The organism is Bordetella sp. 15P40C-2, from assembly GCF_009763235.1.
In the GTDB taxonomy this organism is placed as follows: domain Bacteria; phylum Pseudomonadota; class Gammaproteobacteria; order Burkholderiales; family Burkholderiaceae_B; genus Bordetella_A.
Genome location: NZ_WSJA01000022.1, coordinates 1 through 16,680, shown reverse-complemented (window position 1 = coordinate 16,680; position 16,680 = coordinate 1). Strand labels below are relative to the sequence as shown.

At 59.5% G+C, this 16,680-nt stretch carries 15 protein-coding genes and 1 pseudogene; 4 read left to right on the top strand and 12 right to left on the bottom strand.

Going from position 1 to position 16,680, the window contains the following annotated elements; translation table 11 throughout:
- Window positions 1–202: 202 nt before the first annotated feature.
- The 4 genes from GOQ25_RS10475 to GOQ25_RS10460 form a co-directional block, all read right to left on the bottom strand.
- The gene (locus GOQ25_RS10475) at window positions 203–736 is read right to left on the bottom strand and encodes a DUF3455 domain-containing protein (protein WP_160350413.1); all 534 of its coding nucleotides are present in this window, start codon (window positions 734–736) and stop codon (window positions 203–205) included.
- A 225-nt stretch (window positions 737–961) separates the two neighbouring features.
- Entirely contained in the window at window positions 962–2,584 is a 1,623-nt protein-coding gene (gene groL / locus GOQ25_RS10470) for a chaperonin GroEL (RefSeq protein WP_160350412.1), read from the bottom strand.
- A gap of 32 nt (window positions 2,585–2,616) precedes the next feature.
- Complete coding sequence (gene groES / locus GOQ25_RS10465) at window positions 2,617–2,934, bottom strand: co-chaperone GroES (protein WP_160350411.1); 318 nt, start codon at window positions 2,932–2,934, stop codon at window positions 2,617–2,619.
- A gap of 162 nt (window positions 2,935–3,096) precedes the next feature.
- A complete protein-coding gene (locus tag GOQ25_RS10460) occupies window positions 3,097–3,714 on the bottom strand; it encodes a diguanylate cyclase (protein WP_160350410.1) in 618 nt (205 codons plus the stop codon).
- 153 nt (window positions 3,715–3,867) lie between these two features.
- Here GOQ25_RS10460 and modA point away from each other — a divergent pair, with 153 nt between their 5' ends.
- From modA to modC, 3 genes are read left to right on the top strand one after another with little or no spacing between them, the layout of a single operon-like run.
- Entirely contained in the window at window positions 3,868–4,611 is a 744-nt protein-coding gene (gene modA, locus GOQ25_RS10455; RefSeq protein ID WP_160350409.1) for a molybdate ABC transporter substrate-binding protein, read from the top strand.
- A gap of 12 nt (window positions 4,612–4,623) precedes the next feature.
- Window positions 4,624–5,307: a molybdate ABC transporter permease subunit gene (gene modB / locus GOQ25_RS10450; protein WP_160350408.1), complete on the top strand. Its 684-nt coding sequence runs from the start codon at window positions 4,624–4,626 to the stop codon at window positions 5,305–5,307.
- Window positions 5,304–6,386, top strand: a complete 1,083-nt coding sequence (modC, locus tag GOQ25_RS10445; protein ID WP_160350407.1) for a molybdenum ABC transporter ATP-binding protein — start codon at window positions 5,304–5,306, stop codon at window positions 6,384–6,386. Before modB ends, modC begins: the two co-directional genes overlap by 4 nt.
- Before the next feature lie 21 nt (window positions 6,387–6,407).
- Here modC and GOQ25_RS10440 read toward each other — a convergent pair whose 3' ends face one another.
- The 8 genes and pseudogenes from GOQ25_RS10440 to GOQ25_RS10410 form a co-directional block, all read right to left on the bottom strand.
- Complete coding sequence (locus GOQ25_RS10440; RefSeq protein WP_160350406.1) at window positions 6,408–8,069, bottom strand: GMC family oxidoreductase; 1,662 nt, start codon at window positions 8,067–8,069, stop codon at window positions 6,408–6,410.
- Between the two features lie 183 nt (window positions 8,070–8,252).
- Entirely contained in the window at window positions 8,253–8,711 is a 459-nt protein-coding gene (locus GOQ25_RS10435) for a hemerythrin domain-containing protein (protein ID WP_202109405.1), read from the bottom strand.
- Window positions 8,712–8,764: 53 nt separating this feature from the next.
- Window positions 8,765–10,741 (bottom strand): annotated as a pseudogene (locus GOQ25_RS10430) (catalase); the annotation flags it as partial.
- Between the two features lie 145 nt (window positions 10,742–10,886).
- Entirely contained in the window at window positions 10,887–11,039 is a 153-nt protein-coding gene (locus GOQ25_RS19370; RefSeq protein ID WP_202109408.1) for a hypothetical protein, read from the bottom strand.
- A 16-nt stretch (window positions 11,040–11,055) separates the two neighbouring features.
- Window positions 11,056–11,949 (bottom strand): EamA family transporter, encoded by an 894-nt coding sequence (locus GOQ25_RS10425; protein ID WP_236844549.1) that lies wholly within the window; start codon window positions 11,947–11,949, stop codon window positions 11,056–11,058.
- Between the two features lie 57 nt (window positions 11,950–12,006).
- Window positions 12,007–12,621: a malonic semialdehyde reductase gene (locus GOQ25_RS10420; protein WP_202109406.1), complete on the bottom strand. Its 615-nt coding sequence runs from the start codon at window positions 12,619–12,621 to the stop codon at window positions 12,007–12,009.
- A gap of 29 nt (window positions 12,622–12,650) precedes the next feature.
- Window positions 12,651–14,381: an amidohydrolase family protein gene (locus GOQ25_RS10415; RefSeq protein WP_160350404.1), complete on the bottom strand. Its 1,731-nt coding sequence runs from the start codon at window positions 14,379–14,381 to the stop codon at window positions 12,651–12,653.
- Window positions 14,382–14,396: 15 nt separating this feature from the next.
- Entirely contained in the window at window positions 14,397–15,416 is a 1,020-nt protein-coding gene (locus GOQ25_RS10410; RefSeq protein ID WP_236844196.1) for a tripartite tricarboxylate transporter substrate binding protein, read from the bottom strand.
- 150 nt (window positions 15,417–15,566) lie between these two features.
- Here GOQ25_RS10410 and GOQ25_RS10405 point away from each other — a divergent pair, with 150 nt between their 5' ends.
- Complete coding sequence (locus GOQ25_RS10405) at window positions 15,567–16,529, top strand: LysR family transcriptional regulator (protein WP_160350403.1); 963 nt, start codon at window positions 15,567–15,569, stop codon at window positions 16,527–16,529.
- Window positions 16,530–16,680 lie beyond the last annotated feature (151 nt).

Below are 16,680 nucleotides of genomic sequence, written 5' to 3'. Positions count from 1 at the left end.
CAAACCCGATTTTATATGGATTTGAAACTTTATTTAAGATAAAGTTTCCATCCAAATGACTTAACGCAAGCCATCGTCCATGAATCTGTTGAGGACTCCGCACTCGACAGGCACAACCCGCAATAATGTTGCGATGCAATGAAGGCATATCCTGGGCGCGACCCAAACGAACATGCCTTAGCGCAAACTTAATGGCGAGTAATTAATTGGGCTTCCAGAACACATACAGCGCCTGATAGGGCACCGTCACCTGCTTGCCCAGCGTGGCGCTATCGCAGACGCCGTCGGGCGCGCCCCCGCCGGATTGCACCAGACGTTGGATGTATGTCACCCCCGAGAGCATCCCGGCCGCCCCCGACGGATTCGCCATCACCAGCTGATCGGCCAGGCGCCCGGCGCCGTCGTCTACGCGGACCACGCTCATGCCGGTGAGCCAAGAACCATCAGCCGCGCGCCAGGTCTCGGGCGGGCTCGTGTAACGGCCTTGCTGATTGTCACCATTGAGGGTCGCTTTCGCGCTCTCAATCGTCCAAGCCAGCTGCGGGAGGACATCGGACGACTGATGGCATACGTAAGTGACCGTGCCTTCGGCTGAAGCCCGCCAGGCCACATAGTTGCCGGCCGGGACCTGCATGATCGCCGGTACGCTATCGGCTGCCATCGCGCCGGCAGCGGCGAGACAGCCCGCCACCAAAGACAGACGAGCGAGCTGGCGACGCTGAGAACTGGATTTCATACGAGCTCCTATAAGCACAGAATAAATGTAATTAACTGCGTACGGATTCTACAGGTCTCATGACACCATTTTCTGATTCCACCCGAAGAGCTCCCCGAAGTACACCTTGACCCACGCACAATCCCGCCGCTCACAGTCATCGGGCACAAGATAGCGACGATAAAAAAGCACCGCGCGATGGCGCGGTGCTCTGAAGCGAAAGCCTAGGCCTTCAGTACATCAGCGTCAGAAGTCCATCGCCTCGGCGGCTGCGGCGGGCGCCTTCGTGTCTTCGGGCGCTTGCGCCACCGTCGCGTCCGTCGTCAAGATCAGACCCGCGATGGAGGCGGCGTTTTGCAATGCGGTACGCGTGACTTTGGTCGGATCTACCACACCGATTTCGACGAGATCGCCATAGTCGCCGGTGGCTGCGTTGTACCCGTAATTGCCCTTGCCCTCGAGGACTTTGGCAATGACGACCGACGGTTCTTCACCCGCGTTGGCAACAATGGTGCGCAGCGGCGCTTCCAACGCGCGCTGGACGATGCGAATGCCTGCGTCCTGATCCGAGTTGGCACCCTTGAGGCTGTCGATCGAAACGCGTGCGCGCAGCAGTGCCACGCCCCCGCCGGGCACAATGCCCTCTTCGACTGCCGCACGCGTGGCGTGCAACGCATCGTCCACGCGGTCCTTCTTCTCTTTCATCTCGACTTCGGTGGCGGCTCCCACCTTGATCACCGCCACGCCGCCGGCCAGCTTGGCCACGCGTTCTTGCAGCTTTTCGCGATCGTAGTCGCTGGTCGCGTCTTCGATCTGTTTGCGAATCGCTTTGACACGTGCATCGATCGCTTCTTGCTTGCCAGCGCCGCCGATGATGATGGTGTCTTCCTTGCGCACCTCGACGCGCTTGGCGCTACCCAGATCCTCGAGGGTAGCCTTATCGAGCTGCTTGCCGGTCTCTTCCGAGATCACCGTCGCGCCAGTGAGAATCGCGATGTCCTCAAGCATGGCTTTGCGACGATCACCAAAGCCTGGAGCCTTCACGGCGGTAACCTTCAGCACTCCTCGCATCGCGTTGACCACCAGCGTGGCGAGCGCTTCGCCTTCGACATCCTCGGCAATGATGAGCAGCGGCTTGCCCGCCTTGGCCGCGCTCTCGAGCACGGGCAGCAGGTCGCGCACGTTGGAGATTTTCTTGTCATACAGAAGCACTAACGGATCGTCCAGTTGCGCTACCTGCTTGTCCGGATCCGTGATGAAGTATGGGCTCAGATAGCCACGGTCGAACTGCATGCCTTCGACGACATCCAGTTCGTTATCCAGCGACTTGCCGTCTTCCACGGTGATGACGCCTTCGCGGCCCACCTTGTCCATCGCATCGGCGATGATCTTGCCGATCGCCTCGTCCGCATTGGCAGAGAGTGTGGCGACTTGCGCGGTTTCCTTGCTCGTCGAAATCGGCTTGGACATCTTGCGCAGTTCGTCGACTACCCGAGTGACGGCCTGATCGATGCCTCGCTTCAGATCCATCGGGTTCATTCCCGAAGCCACGTACTTCATACCTTCTTGCACGATGGACTGTGCAAGTACCGTGGCAGTAGTCGTACCGTCACCCGCGACATCGGCCGTTTTCGAGGCGACCTGTTTGACGATCTGCGCACCCATGTTCTCGAACTTGTCTTTTAGTTCGATTTCCTTGGCGACGGACACACCGTCTTTTGTAATCACCGGCGCACCAAAACTGCGCTCGAGCAACACGTTGCGGCCCTTCGGGCCTAGCGTCACCTTGACGGCATCAGCCAGAATGTTCACACCCTTGACGATACGGGCACGGGCGTGGTCGTGAAACTTGACGTCTTTCGCACTCATGTCATAGCTCCTCAATCAACACTCAAGCGATCTCAAGCGGCTTTTTTCATTTCGCTGTCTTGGGAGGTGAGTACCGCGAAGACTTCTTCTTCGCGCATCACCAATAGCTCCTCGCCATCGACTTTGACGGTCTGGCCAGCATATTTGCCAAAGAGCACGCGATCACCGACCTTGAGTTGGAGCGGATGAACGGAGCCGTCGTTACTCCGCTTTCCTTGACCCACGGCCAAGACCTCGCCTTGCTCAGGTTTCTCTGCCGCCGAGTCGGGGATGACGATGCCCGAGGCGGTCTGGCGCTGCTGTTCGATTCGCTTGACGACAATCCGATCGTAGAGGGGACGGATCTTCATGACTCTATCTCCTGTAGTCTTGATCATCAAAAAGTGAACGACCGGCACGGGGTGGCGTCACGGCGGCACCGCCGAAGCCGTACAACCCAACGGGGTTGCGCACCAGATTTATGGGCCCGTGCCCGGGGATTCAAGAGCCAAAAATGCAACAAATTGAAACCGTCAGATCAGCAGTTGCCGCGCGTGACCCAAACGATATATGACCCTGCGGCGCAACTCTCTGCCCTCGGGCTGAGGCGCCACGGGACACGGCATCGATCGGCCGCCATCCGCATCCAGCGTCCCGTCATCCCCATCTATCTGACTCCAGACTCCGCCTTTGCGCGGCCGAAACAGCCAGCGCACATAACCACGGCGGGCGGCCAAATCCAATAAAGCTTGATGGTCTGGCGCTTCGACTACCATGGCCTCATCGGCACAATCCGTGTCGGAGTAATCGGCAAACGCGCGACGACAGGCCAGCGCCTCGGAATCCGGCGCGTTCAGCCGCCACCATGCGGGCCGGGCAATACGCTCGACCTCCCAGGCGCCCAAGCGCCATCCAGCGTCAAGCGTGGCGCGATCGATGTCAGCGTAACTATCCCAGCGCTGATTGACCTGCACCGCAGAGCCCGCTACCGAAAGCAGCGCCCCGGAAACGTGCGGGTCTGCCCTAAAACCATGCCAATGCATCACCAGCATCAACGGCGTGTCCGTCTTACGCGTGGCACTCACCGTAACGGCGTAGAGCGGCAGGCGCAGCGCCGCCGTATGGGCCGTGATCGTTTCGAGTATATCCATCCACTTGCCTCCCGAAATAGAGCGGCAAAACGCTGTGAAGAACAACGAATCCGAAGTGTCAATTTATCGCTTTGAGTGAGCCGGCTCAAGCATCATTCGCGGTCGCAGGCCGATGGTATTCTTGCGCTTTCATCCGGCCCAGCCAGACAAGATATGAGGCGCTTGCTGTTCACCGTGGTTTTCTCGCTCGTCTTTCCATTGAGCGCCCATGCGGCCGAAGCTCTCATCGCGGTGGCGTCCAACTTCACCGCGCCGATGAAAAAGCTCGCCCCGATGTTTGAACGAGAGACCGGGCATAAGCTCACCCTTGCGTTCGGCTCCACAGGCAAGTTTTACGCACAGATCCACCACGGTGCGCCATTTGACGTCTTGCTGGCGGCGGATGAAACAATCCCCGCGAAGCTCGAGCAAGAGGGCATGGGCTCCAGGCGGTATACGTATGCGTTGGGACGACTCGTGCTCTGGAGCGCACAAGCCGACCTGGTGGACGGCCAAGGCGCCGTGTTGCAGCACACACCACTTGGTCGCCTCGCCATTGCCGATCCGAGACTTGCCCCCTACGGCGCCGCCGCGATACAAACGCTGGATAGGCTGGGGCGTCTGGCAGCATGGCGTCCACAATTTGTCGTCGGGGAAAACATCTCCCAAGCTTTCCAATTCGCATCCACCGGTAATGCGCCACTGGGCTTTGTCGCACTGTCGCAGGTATATGTTGATGGCCAATTGCAATCCGGCTCGGCCTGGATCGTGCCTCAGAGCCTCTACCAACCCATCCGTCAAGATGCCATCCTTCTTGGAAAAGCCGAACACAACGATGCGGCGACTGCGTTCATGAAGTTTCTGCGCAGCGAGGCCGCCGTTGCCGTGTTGCGGGATTATGGCTATACGTTGGAATAAGTGGCCCCATCAATGCCCTTGACTGACGACACCATTGAAGCGATCTCGCTCACGCTCAAGCTGGCAATCTGCACCACCTTGGTCCTGCTCGTCATCGCCACGCCTGTAGCCTGGTGGTTGGCGCGCTCGGCTTCACGCTGGCGTGCGCCGGTATCGGCGCTGGTCACCCTCCCGCTGGTGCTGCCACCCACGGTGCTTGGGTTCTACTTGCTGGTCGCGCTCGGGCCGCATGGTCCGGTGGGAACGCTTACGCAGTCATTGGGTTTGGGAGTGTGGTCGTTTACTTTTACCGGATTATTGATAGGATCAGTCGTATCGTCCCTGCCTTTCGCCGTCCAACCCATGCAATATGCGTTTGAATCGCTAGGTGCGCGGCCCTTGGAGGTGGCGGCCACGTTGCGTGCCTCGCCGCTCGATGCGTTCTTCACGGTGGCCCTGCCACAGTCATGGGCGGGAATCCTGACAGCTTTTATCCTGACGTTGGCCCACACTATTGGTGAATTCGGCGTGGTGCTGATGATCGGTGGCAATATCCCGGGCCAGACGAGCGTGGTTTCGACGCAGATCTATGGGCATGTGGAAGCCCTGGAATATACGTCGGCGCATTGGCTCGCAGCCGGCATGCTGCTGTTTAGCTTTCTCGTCCTGTTGATGCTCGCGGCATTACGGCGACGCCAAGGCAGACTATTGCCATGAGCCGCGATCTACACGTTCGCCTGCGACTGCCCCGCGCGGGATTCGTAATGGAGATCGACGAGCACCTGCCCGTCCGGGGCATCACGGTGTTATACGGCCATTCCGGTTCGGGCAAAACCAGTGTGCTGCGTTGCGTCGCGGGGCTGGAACGCGCACACGCAGCACGGGTAAGCCTGGGCAATGAAGTCTGGCAGGATGACGATACGAAGGTATTCGTACCGCCCCATCGTCGCCCGGTCGGATATGTCTTTCAAGAGGCCAGTCTGTTCGACCACCTCGATGTATCGGGCAACCTGGACTACGGACGAAAGCGTGCGCGCAGCCGGGATGCTACGCCCATGCTGCAGGCGGCGATCGACTTGCTGGGAATTCGACACCTGTTGGATCGCCGCGTCGGGCAGCTCTCGGGAGGCGAGCGCCAGCGTGTCGCCATCGCGCGCGCGTTGGCGACCATGCCCCGCTTGTTATTGTTGGACGAGCCGTTGGCCGCGCTCGACGGCCCCCGCCGACGTGAAATCCTGCCATGGCTGGAAAAGTTAAAGCACGAGCTGGATCTGCCCATGCTTTATGTCACGCATTCGGCCGATGAACTCGCGCGTCTGGCCGACCATCTGGTGGTGATGGAACAGGGAAAAGTCAAAGCCGCCGGTCCGGTCCACGAGATTCTGTCGCGCATTGATGTACCGCTGACCCTCGGGGAGGACGCCGGCGCGCTGATCGAAGGCGTCGTGGCCGAGCGTAGTACCGCCTGGCAGCTGGCGCGCATCGACTTCGATGGCGGGTCACTGTGGCTGCGCGATGAGGGCTCGCCCATTGGCAAACGTGTACGGCTGCGGGTGCTGGCGCGCGACGTCAGCGTGACGACGACAGAACCTGCGCATACCAGTATTCAGAACCATTTCCCGTGCTTCATTGAGTCCATCGCGGCGGATCACCATCCATCGCAGGTGCTCCTGCGTTTGCAGTGCGGCCAGACGATTCTGCTGGCGCGTATCACCCGGCGCGCCTTGGCGGATTTGGCCCTGCGCCCAGGCAGTCGTGCGTGGGCTCAGGCCAAATCGGTGGCGCTGGTTTCCTGATCTGGCCTGCGTGCATTGGCATCATTGCCCGGCCAGTATCCACCCCGCTGCCTTCTCGGCGATCATCAACGTGGGGCTGTTTGTATTGCCACTGACGATCTCGGGCATCACACTCGCGTCGACCACTCGCAACCCCGCCACGCCGTACACCTTCAGCCGTGGATCCACCACAGCCATGGGATCATCGGAGCGCCCCATTTTCGCGGTGCCTACGGGGTGGAAGATGGTGGTCGCGATGTCTCCAGCCAGCCTGGCCAGCTCTTCATCCGTCTGATACTCCACACCCGGCTTGTACTCGATGGGCCGATAAGCCGCCAGCGCCGGCTGACTCACGATCTTGCGCGTGACACGCAAAGAATCCGACGCGACCTTCCGATCGGCTTCCGTACTGAGATAGTTGGGTCGTATGGCGGGTGCTTGCGCGGGATCGGGCCCCTGGATCTGCACGCTGCCCCGACTGGTGGGGTTGAGGTTGCACACGCTGGCCGTGAAGGCATTGAAGGTATGCAACGGTTCTCCGAACGCATCCAAACTTAAGGGTTGCACGTGATATTCGATATTGGGATAAGGCTGCGAAGGATCGCTACGGGTGAAAGCGCCAAGTTGAGAAGGCGCCATGCTCATCGGCCCCGTACGACGCAACGCATATTCAATTCCGATCATCGCCTTGCCCCATCGCGTACTAGAGATCTGGTTCAGCGTGCGCGTGCCTTCGACCTTGTACACAGTGCGGATCTGCAAATGATCTTGAAGATTCGCACCCACGCCTGGTTTGTCCAGCAGGACCTGCACCCCATGACGCTGCAGTAACGAGCCCGGCCCTATTCCGGACAGCTGTAATAGCTGCGGCGTCCCAATACTGCCTGCCGCCAGGATGACTTCGCCACGTGCTGCGATGCTTACCCTCGCCCCATTGCGTATAACTTCGACGCCGCGGCAAACGAGGCCTCCATCCGTGGATTGCTTGAGCGTCAACTTCACGACCTGTGTATGCGTCCACAAGGCAAAGTTAGGCCGCTTCATGCAGACAGGCCGCAGAAATGCTTTGGCCGCGTTCCAGCGCCATCCCGATTTCTGGTTGACCTCGAAATAGCCTACGCCCTCGTTGGTGCCTTGATTGAAGTCGTCACTGGCGGGGATGCCTGCCTGTTGAGCCGCCGCGGCGAACGCATCGAGAATATCCCAACGCAGACGCTGCTTTTCCACGCGCCACTCGCCACCGTTACCGTGAAAGCGCGCGAAATTCGTATCGCCCACGGCTTGAGGGCGCCCACCGTCGAGTCGGTAATGGTCTTCATGCTTCATAAAGTCAGGCAGGCAGTTTTGCCAAGACCACGCAGCATCGCCTGTCAGCTCGGCCCACGCGTCGTAGTCGCGCGCTTGCCCTCGCATGTAGATCATGCCGTTGATGCTGGAGCAACCACCCAGCGTCTTGCCACGCGGATAACGGAGTGTGCGGCCGTTTAAACCCGGATCCGGCATGGTGCTATAGCACCAATCCGTGCGCGGGTTGCCGATGCAGTAGAGATAACCCACCGGCACGTGTATCCAGTGATAGTTGTCCTTGCCGCCGGCCTCGATTAGCAGGACGCGCTTTCTGCCATCGGCTGATAAGCGGTTGGCCAGTAAGCAGCCCGCGGTGCCCGCGCCAATGATGACGTAGTCATACTCCTGTTCTGCCATCCTCGCTCCTGTCTCGTTGTGATGCCGTATGCCTTGGTCGGGTGGGAAATACGGCTGTCGTTGTTTCCTTAGTTTAAAGCGAGTGACGTACTGGCTCTCGTACAGCGGGCCACGATGCAAACACGGCTGCGCCTCTAGCGAGGGGCAGCCGTGTAACGGACCGAGATGCTGATGAACGCAAGCTTAGCCAGCGAGTTCCAGCTTCATGCGCTCATAGTCCTTAAGGTATTTGAGCGCGAGCTCTTCCTTTTGAGCGGCCTTGAGGATCTTACCGGACACCTGAAAAAACTTCTTTTCCTCTTCACGCAAATGATGGTGCACCTCTTCGGAAAGCTTCCTGGCTTGCGTCAGCCAGGCCTCCCCTTCCGGTTCTAGCTTCCCCAGTTTCTCGACACACTCGTCGATTTCATGATGCTCGGCGAGCGCATGGCGCGAGGAATTGAGCCCCATATCGTCCATCAACATAGGAGCGTACAGGAACCTTTCTTCCGCCGCCGCGTGAGCGGCGAGTTCCAATTTGAGTTCACGATACAGGTCACGCCGGCGCGTCTCGTCCACGGGGCTACGCACCAATCTGCGGCACAACGTCCTCTGGACTTCATGACTGACCCGCAGCGCTTCGTAAATATTCAGCTTGGCCAACTCCGGTCTCCTTACAGAACTGCTTCACGGTTTATCTAGAACCACGCTCCTTACTAGACGGCGGGCGGGTCCGTTTCCCGCTCCGGATGGCGATGGCGTTCAATCGCAGCGATAAAGCCCTTGGCCGCGATCGCGTCATATTTCGCCACGATGAGCAACCCCGGATCGACGTCGGCCGCCGGCAGACCTGCCGCCTCGAATACCTTGCGACCTTCACCCACCGCCATTAAAGGTTTACCGTGGCGGAACGCGTCACGCACATATTCCAACGCCAATCCGTTATTAACGAGAGCGTCCGCCGTTGCATCGCCACCCGCGCAAAGTACGGCATCGAACAACACAGACGGGCTGTTTTCGAAGGATGCATCCGCATCGAGCACATCGCCGTTTGGCCCCTGCAGCAAACCGACATGCGGGCCCACCAGTCGCACGACCGCCCCCTTGTCGATCAGCGACTTGGCTATCGACCGAACCGAAGCGGCATCCGTGCCATCGGCGACCATGATGGCGATCTTGCGTGAGGCAATGCCACCCTCGCCGGGACGCGCCAACAGCGACAAAAACGCCGACTTCTTGATTTCCGGCTTGACGGGCGCGGCCGCGCGCGGCAACGGGTCAGGAAGCTCTGGCATCCCCAGTTTGGTCGCTACCGTCGCCGCCAGGTCCTCGGAGATATTGCGCAGCATAGCCACGGTGCGACGACGGATTCCAGGTACCGTGACCTTGCTCAGCTCGAACGCCAGGGCATCCGCGATGTGCTTCTTTTCTATGTCCGATTGGCTCTCATAAAAGAGGGTAGCTTGGTTGTAGTGTTCCGCGAATTTTTCAGGCTTGCCGCGCAGCTCGACACTGTCGACCGGCTCGGGGAAAGGAATAAAGCCCTTATTCCCAGCCTGAAACGGGCACCCCCCTGCCAACGAATTCGGCTCATAGGCCACTCGCCCTCGATGTATCGCCTGGCGGTGCATGCCGTCACGCTGATTGTTATGCACGGGCGCGACCGGCGCGTTGATCGGCAGCTCGTGAAAATTGGGTCCGCCAAGCCGGGAAATCTGCGTATCCACATAAGAATGAATCCGCCCCGCCAACAGCGGATCATTCGTAAAGTCGATCCCCGGCACGACATGCGCGGTGCAAAACGCAACCTGCTCGGTTTCGGCAAAGAAATTGTCTGGGTTTCGGTTCAACACCATACGCCCGATAGGCCGTATCGGCACAAGCTCTTCGGGGATCAGCTTAGTCGCATCCAGCACATCGAAGCTAAAGGCTTCTGCCTGCTCTTCGCTAAAGACCTGTACGCCGAGTTCCCATTCCGGATAGGCCCCCGCCTCGATCGCTTCCCAAAGGTCGCGGCGATGATAATCCGGGTCCGCGCCCGAAATCTTTACCGCCTCATCCCAGACATGCGAGTGTGTCCCGAGCTTAGGATTCCAATGAAACTTGACCAGGCTCGCGCGGCCCTCGGCGGTGACAAACCGGAAGGTATGCACACCGAAGCCTTGCATCATGCGATAGCTGCGCGGAATGCCGCGATCCGACATCGCCCACATGATCATGTGAGCTGACTCGGGCATCAACGAGATAAAGTCCCAAAAGGTATCGTGAGCGGATGCCGCCTGTGGCATCCCGTGATGGGGTTCGGGCTTGACGGCATGCACGAGATCAGGGAACTTCATCGCGTCTTGAATAAAGAACACCGGCATGTTGTTTCCCACCAGATCCCAATTACCCTGGTCTGTATAGAACTTCACCGCGAAGCCGCGCACATCGCGGGCCGTGTCCTTGGACCCTCGCTCACCCGCAACCGTTGAAAACCGAACGAAGACGGGTGTCTTCTTGCCAGCCTCGGCATACAACGACGCACAGGTGATATCGGTCAATGGCTCATAGCACTCGAAAAAGCCATGTGCGGCCGAGCCGCGCGCGTGCACAATACGTTCGGGAATGCGCTCATGATCGAAGTGAGTGATCTTCTCGCGCAGGATGAAATCTTTTAATAATGCGGGTCCCCGCAGTCCGGCCTTTAACGATTATTGAATGCCGCCGGTGTGGCGCGTACGCCCTTGCGCAGCGCAGCAGAACTCCTAGATCGAAAGTTTTGGCAAGACCAGTTCAAACTCAGCAAGACTGTAACGTTACGAGCCCCGCCCATGGCAATCGCATGTCCGTTTTCGCCTATCGCCCGAGCCGGTCGCACAGGCCGTAGTAGGCCACGGCCATGCCGATGTACAGGCGCTTGAGTCCATGCAAGGGAATAGGCTCGATTGCGCCATGCATTGCAAACGCCGTGCGATCCATCACGGTGTGAGCCGCAGACGTGCGACTCACAGCAGGTGTCCGGCGCTTAGCCCCGGGCCATACGCCTTTTGGCCGCCCACTGATTAATCGCCAACCCGAACAAAATGGCGATCACACCGAGCCACTGCGCAAGCGCCAACTGCTCGTCGAATGCGACCGCCGCCGCCCAGAGGCCGATCACGGGCACCAGCAGTGAGAATGGCGAGATGCGTCCGGCATGATGACGCTGAAGCAATCGCGTCCACAGCGTATACGCCAGCAAGGTTGCAAACAGCCCCAAGAATAAAGATGCGAAAGCTTCCCGCCAGCCCAGGTTCAACAAACTGCTGATGGTTGCATCGGCACCATCCACGCCGATAGCCAGTCCGTAAAACGGGAGCAAGGTCACCGCACTGCTCCACACCACGAACGCAAATGGATCGTACTTAGCGCCCGTGTTGCCGGCAAAGCGGACGACGAGATTCGATAGCGCCCACATCAGCGCAGCGCCGAGCGTGAGCACAAACCCGAGCATGGTCATCTGACCCGGCGCATCGCCATGCGCCGAAGCAATGGCAGCCAAACCCATAGCCGCTATCGCGAGCCCCAACCACTGCAACGGCGCGCCTTTTTCGCCCAGCAAGGGGACGGCCAGCAGTAACGTGAATAGGGCTTGCGTCTGCATCACCACGGAAGCCATACCGGCTGTCATTCCCACCGCCAACGCCGTGAACAACAATCCAAACTGTCCGATGCCTTGAACCAATCCATAGGCCACCACGAATCGCCATGGCACTGTCGGAGCACGCACAAACAGCAGAAATGGTAATGAAGCGACGGTATATCGAAGCGCCCCGAGCAACATAGGGCTGAGCCCTTGCAAGCCCCACTTCATCACAACGAAGTTCAGACCCCATATGATCACGACGCCAGCGATGCAAAGCACGTCGCCTGCAGACATCCGCACATGGGCGCTCATCACAACGACAGCCCGTTCATGCAGTAGCCGCGATAACCATCAATACACGACACAGGCTTCCTCGAAATCCAAACGCGGCAGCCGGGGAAAGGGAGCGGGACAGCCATAACCCAGGTTGCAGACAAAATTGACTTCCACAGGCTGGCCCGGAAAAAACGTCTCTGCGACCGCGTGCGCGTCGAACCCGCCCATCGGGCCGCAGTCCAGCCCCAACGCGCGCGCCGCCATGATGAAGTAGCCTCCCTGCAGACTGCCGTTACGCAAGGCGGCCTCTCGCGCGGCCTCTGGCGTATGGTTGAACCACGAGGCGGCACCCGGTTGATGCGGAAAGACTTTCGCCATTTGCTCGTAAAACCGCAGGTCATAGGCCACGATCGCAGTCACAGGTGCCTGCCGCGTAGGCGCGACGTTACCCTCATCCATGAGCGGCAATAGTCGCGCTTTCGCCTCCGCGCTTGTGACGAAAGCCACACGCGCAGGTTGGCAGTTTGCCGCCGTCGGTCCCATGCGCATGAGGCCGTATAGCGTTCTAAGCAGATCCATTGGAACGGTGCGATCCTGCCATTCCCGAATCGACCGCGCGTCGCGAAACAGCGTATCCAGCGCTGCCGCATCGAGCGGCTCGCGCAGGTCATCGGTAGCTTCCTTCACCATCATGTTTGCCGGCCTCCCATCCGATGCGATCAGGCTCGTGCGCCACGCGGCTGGCCCGTACGGCCTCCCCGCAGCAGTTTGCCGGGTAAAGCTCCAGTGGCCTCACCGTGCTCAAAAATCGGCATGCCGTTGACCAGGGTCGCCACATAACCATCGGCGCGCTGTATCAAACGCCGGCCTCCTGCTGGCAGATCGAAAACCATTTCGGGACAATGCACTGTCACGGCAGCGGGGTCCACGATATTGATATCGGCCTTATAGCCTTCGCGTAGCAAACCGCGATCGTGCAGGCCATACACCTTGGCCGTATCCAAGGTCTGGCGTTTCACCACATGCTCCAGCGACAGCAATGGTCCACGTTTACGATCGCGCGTCCAGAAACTCAGCATAAACGTGGGCATACTCACATCGCAGATATAGCCACAATGCGCCCCACCGTCCGAAAGACTGTTGACCGTGTTGGGATGCTGCATCAGCTGGTGCAGATGGTCCAGACTTTCGTACGAGTAGTTGAATGACGGATAGTACAGAATGGCCTTGCCATCATTTTCCAGCATCAGATCGTAAATGATCTCGAGCGGGGGCCTTCCCGTGCGCTGCGCCATGGCTGCCACGCTTTCGTGCGGCTCGGGCTCATAGTCGGGCTGCTCGCCCAGCCGGTAAATCTTATGGAAGCTGCTAAAGAGTGTGCGTGCCCGGCGATCCAGCAGACCGCGTTCCTCTTGCATGATGCGAGCGCGCACAGCGGGGTCGCGCAACTGCCGGAGTTGCTCATCGAATGGCAGCTTCTGCAATTCGATATACGTCGGATGCGCGATAAAAGGATGCAACGTGCTCTGCCACGAAAACAAGATTCCGAGCGGCCGTCCGCTGATCCCCGCCATCAGGGGGAGGTTGTCCGCATGCGCGCGGTCCAATGCGCGCGCAATCTCCTTCCATACATCGGGCGCCCCATCGGTCTGTTGCAGATTGAACAGCACAGGCAGCTTATTGCTGCGGGCCAGATGCTCCAGCCACGGCAACTCAGCCTCCATGGCCGGATGATTGGCCGTCATCTGGAACACGCCGTGGCCGACTTCGCCAAGCACGCCCCCCAAGGCACTGAGCTCCTCGTCCGTGGCGAACGTGCCCGGCGGGTACTTGCGCTCATCGTATTTATGCAGGAACGTGCGTGACGTCGAAAACCCCACGGCGCCGGCCAACATCGCCTCGCGCACGAGCTCGCGCATCTGCAGCAGGTCCTCGGGCGAGGCCTCATCATGATGCACGCCCCGGTCGCCCATCACATATGCGCGCACGGCACTATGGGGAATCTGTGCGCCGATATCCAACGCTTTCGGTCGACGATCCAAGGCATCCAGATACTCGGGGAATGACTCCCAGTCCCATTGAATGCCCTCGGACAGAACGGTACCCGGGATATCCTCTACACCCTCCATCACCTTGATCAACCACTCGCGACGATCGGGTTTGACGGGTGCAAAGCCTACGCCGCAGTTGCCCATGATCGCTGTCGTCACGCCATGCCAGGTCGACGGACTCAGGTACGGATCCCAAGTCGCCTGCCCGTCGTAGTGGGTGTGAATATCGATCCAGCCCGGCGTCACCAGACAGCCATCTGCGTGGATCTCGCGGCGCGCCGCGCCCGCCTTACCTCCCATTTGCTGGATGATGCCGTCCCCGACAGCCACATCACCGGTGTAGGACGGCTTTCCCGAGCCGTCGACAATCAAAGCGCCACGGATGACGATATCGTGCATGATTCCTCCAGATACTCAATCAAGCGAGAGATTGGCGCCGCGAATGACCTCGCCCCAACGGTCGTAGTCGCGCCTCACAATATCCGCATATTCCTTGGGTCCAACGCCACTGACCTCATTGCCTTGCGACACGATGGCTTCAGTCACCTGTGGTGTATTGAGCGCATTGCGAAACACGGTCGCAATGCGTTCGGCGGTTTCGGGCGGCACGCCACCGGGGCCAAAGAGGCCTTGCCAACCCACAATGTTCAGGCCCTCGATACCCTGCTCTTGCAGGGTCGGCACCTCCGGCATCACCGCCAATCGCTTATCCGAGGCAGGCCCCAGAACCTTTACCTTGCCCGCCTTGGCGTTTTGCACAGCGGTGCTCGTGCCATCAAAATAGATCTGTACGTCCCCTGCCAGCAGGGCAAGCGAAGCGTCGGCCGTCCCTTTATAGGGAATGTGCACAATGTCTGTGCCGGTACGCATCTTGAGAATCTCGCCGTTCAGATGGGACGTCGAGCCCGGGCTATACGATGCGTAGTTCAGCTTGCCCGGGTTCGCCTTGGCATACGCCACCATCTGCTCAGTGGTATCAAACGGTGCATCCTTATTGGCCACCAGCACGGTGGCGGAACGCACGGCTTGCAAAATGGGCGTGAAGTCCTTGAACGGATCGTAGGACAGCTTCTTATACAAATGCGGATTCTGAGTATGCGTCACCACGATGGTGTATAGCAGCGTATAGCCGTCGGGCTTGGCGCGGGCCACTTCCTGCGCACCGATCATGGTGCCAGCGCCCGGCTTATTGTCGATGATGACGGAAGCACCAGTCTGTTCAGTAACCTTGGCTGCTAGCAGGCGCGCCAGCGAGTCAGATCCTGAACCCGCCGGAAACGGCACCACTATGCGTATCGTCTTCCCGGCCGCAGGCCAGGTGCTGTCCGCCTTCGCCTGCGCGGGCGCACCGACGAGCCCCGCGACACAGGTCGCCATCATGAGTAGCCGTGCACCGGTTGCGCGCACACGGTCAATACAAGATATCGCTTTCATCACTCTCCTCCGGCCAGGCCGTCTTTTCTGACAGCTCAATATCATTACGCTTGCGTTTCGGTCGTTGCCGATACCGCGCCGCTACTTTATAGTCGCCTTGCCCATCCTGAATCCAATGCATATTGGATTCACTTCCCATGATAAAAACTCATGAGCCTTACTCTCCGCGGGTTGCAGCAGTTTTTGGTGTTGAGTGAAGAGAGACACTTCTCGCGCGCCGCGCAGAAGCTGCATCTCACCCAGTCGGCGCTGAGTCGCAGTATTCAAGCGTTAGAAGACGATGTGGGTTTGACTTTATTGGACCGCGACCCCGCTGGCGTCAAGCTGACGCAGGCCGGCGAAATGGTGCTGACCCGCGCGCGGAGAATCCTGGCCGAAACAGCGGAGCTGCAACGGCATGCGCGTCGGCTCAAAGGCTGCGAATCCGGTCATGTCAATCTGGGTGTGGGTGTATTTCCGGCAGCGACATTCTTGTCGCCACTGCTTAAGGAACTGGCACGCACCCGACCGGATATCCAGGTGCATGTCGAAATTGAAAGCTGGCAACGCCTTCGCGAAAAGCTGCAGCACGACAAACTCGACTTTGTCGTCGCCGTGACGCACAGCCTGCCGCCGCCCAAAGACTACACGGTTCACCCGCTACCCCCGCAGCACGGTGGCCTTTTTGTGCGCGCCGGGCACCCCCTGCTCGCGGTACCGCCACGTCGTCTGCGCGCGAGGTTGGCGGACTACCGTCTGGCGGCCACACAGCTACCACAACGCGCGCGCGCCTATCTGGCGAAGCTGTATCAAGTCGCTGATCCCGACGATCTGCCGATTGCCTGCGAATGCGACAGCATCTCGACGCTGCGCGAGGTTGCCCAAGGCAGCGACGTAGTGCTGTTTAGCACCCGCGAGTCCATCGCTGAGGCGCTCAACGAAGGCAGCTTGCAGTCCTTGCCCGTATCGCTCCCGGCTGCGGCCTCCCTACGATTTAGCGTACTTCATCATCAGCGACGCACCCTGTCGCCCGCCGCGGAACTGGTGCTCGGGAGGATTCAAGATTTACTGAAGCGCGGAGGACGCGCCGCCGGCGCATCCACGCGACAGGATGTCGCCACAAGTGGCGCTTGACGCCGTTTCATCCGGCCCCAGCGAAGGCTCCGTGGGTTAGGCCTTTTGGCTCTACATCATAAACGGGGGACGACCAGCATTCATTAGACTTGTTTTTGCGAAGAACCTGTCTAAAGGAAACAATGCTGATGTCCCCAATCGATTCTATCCT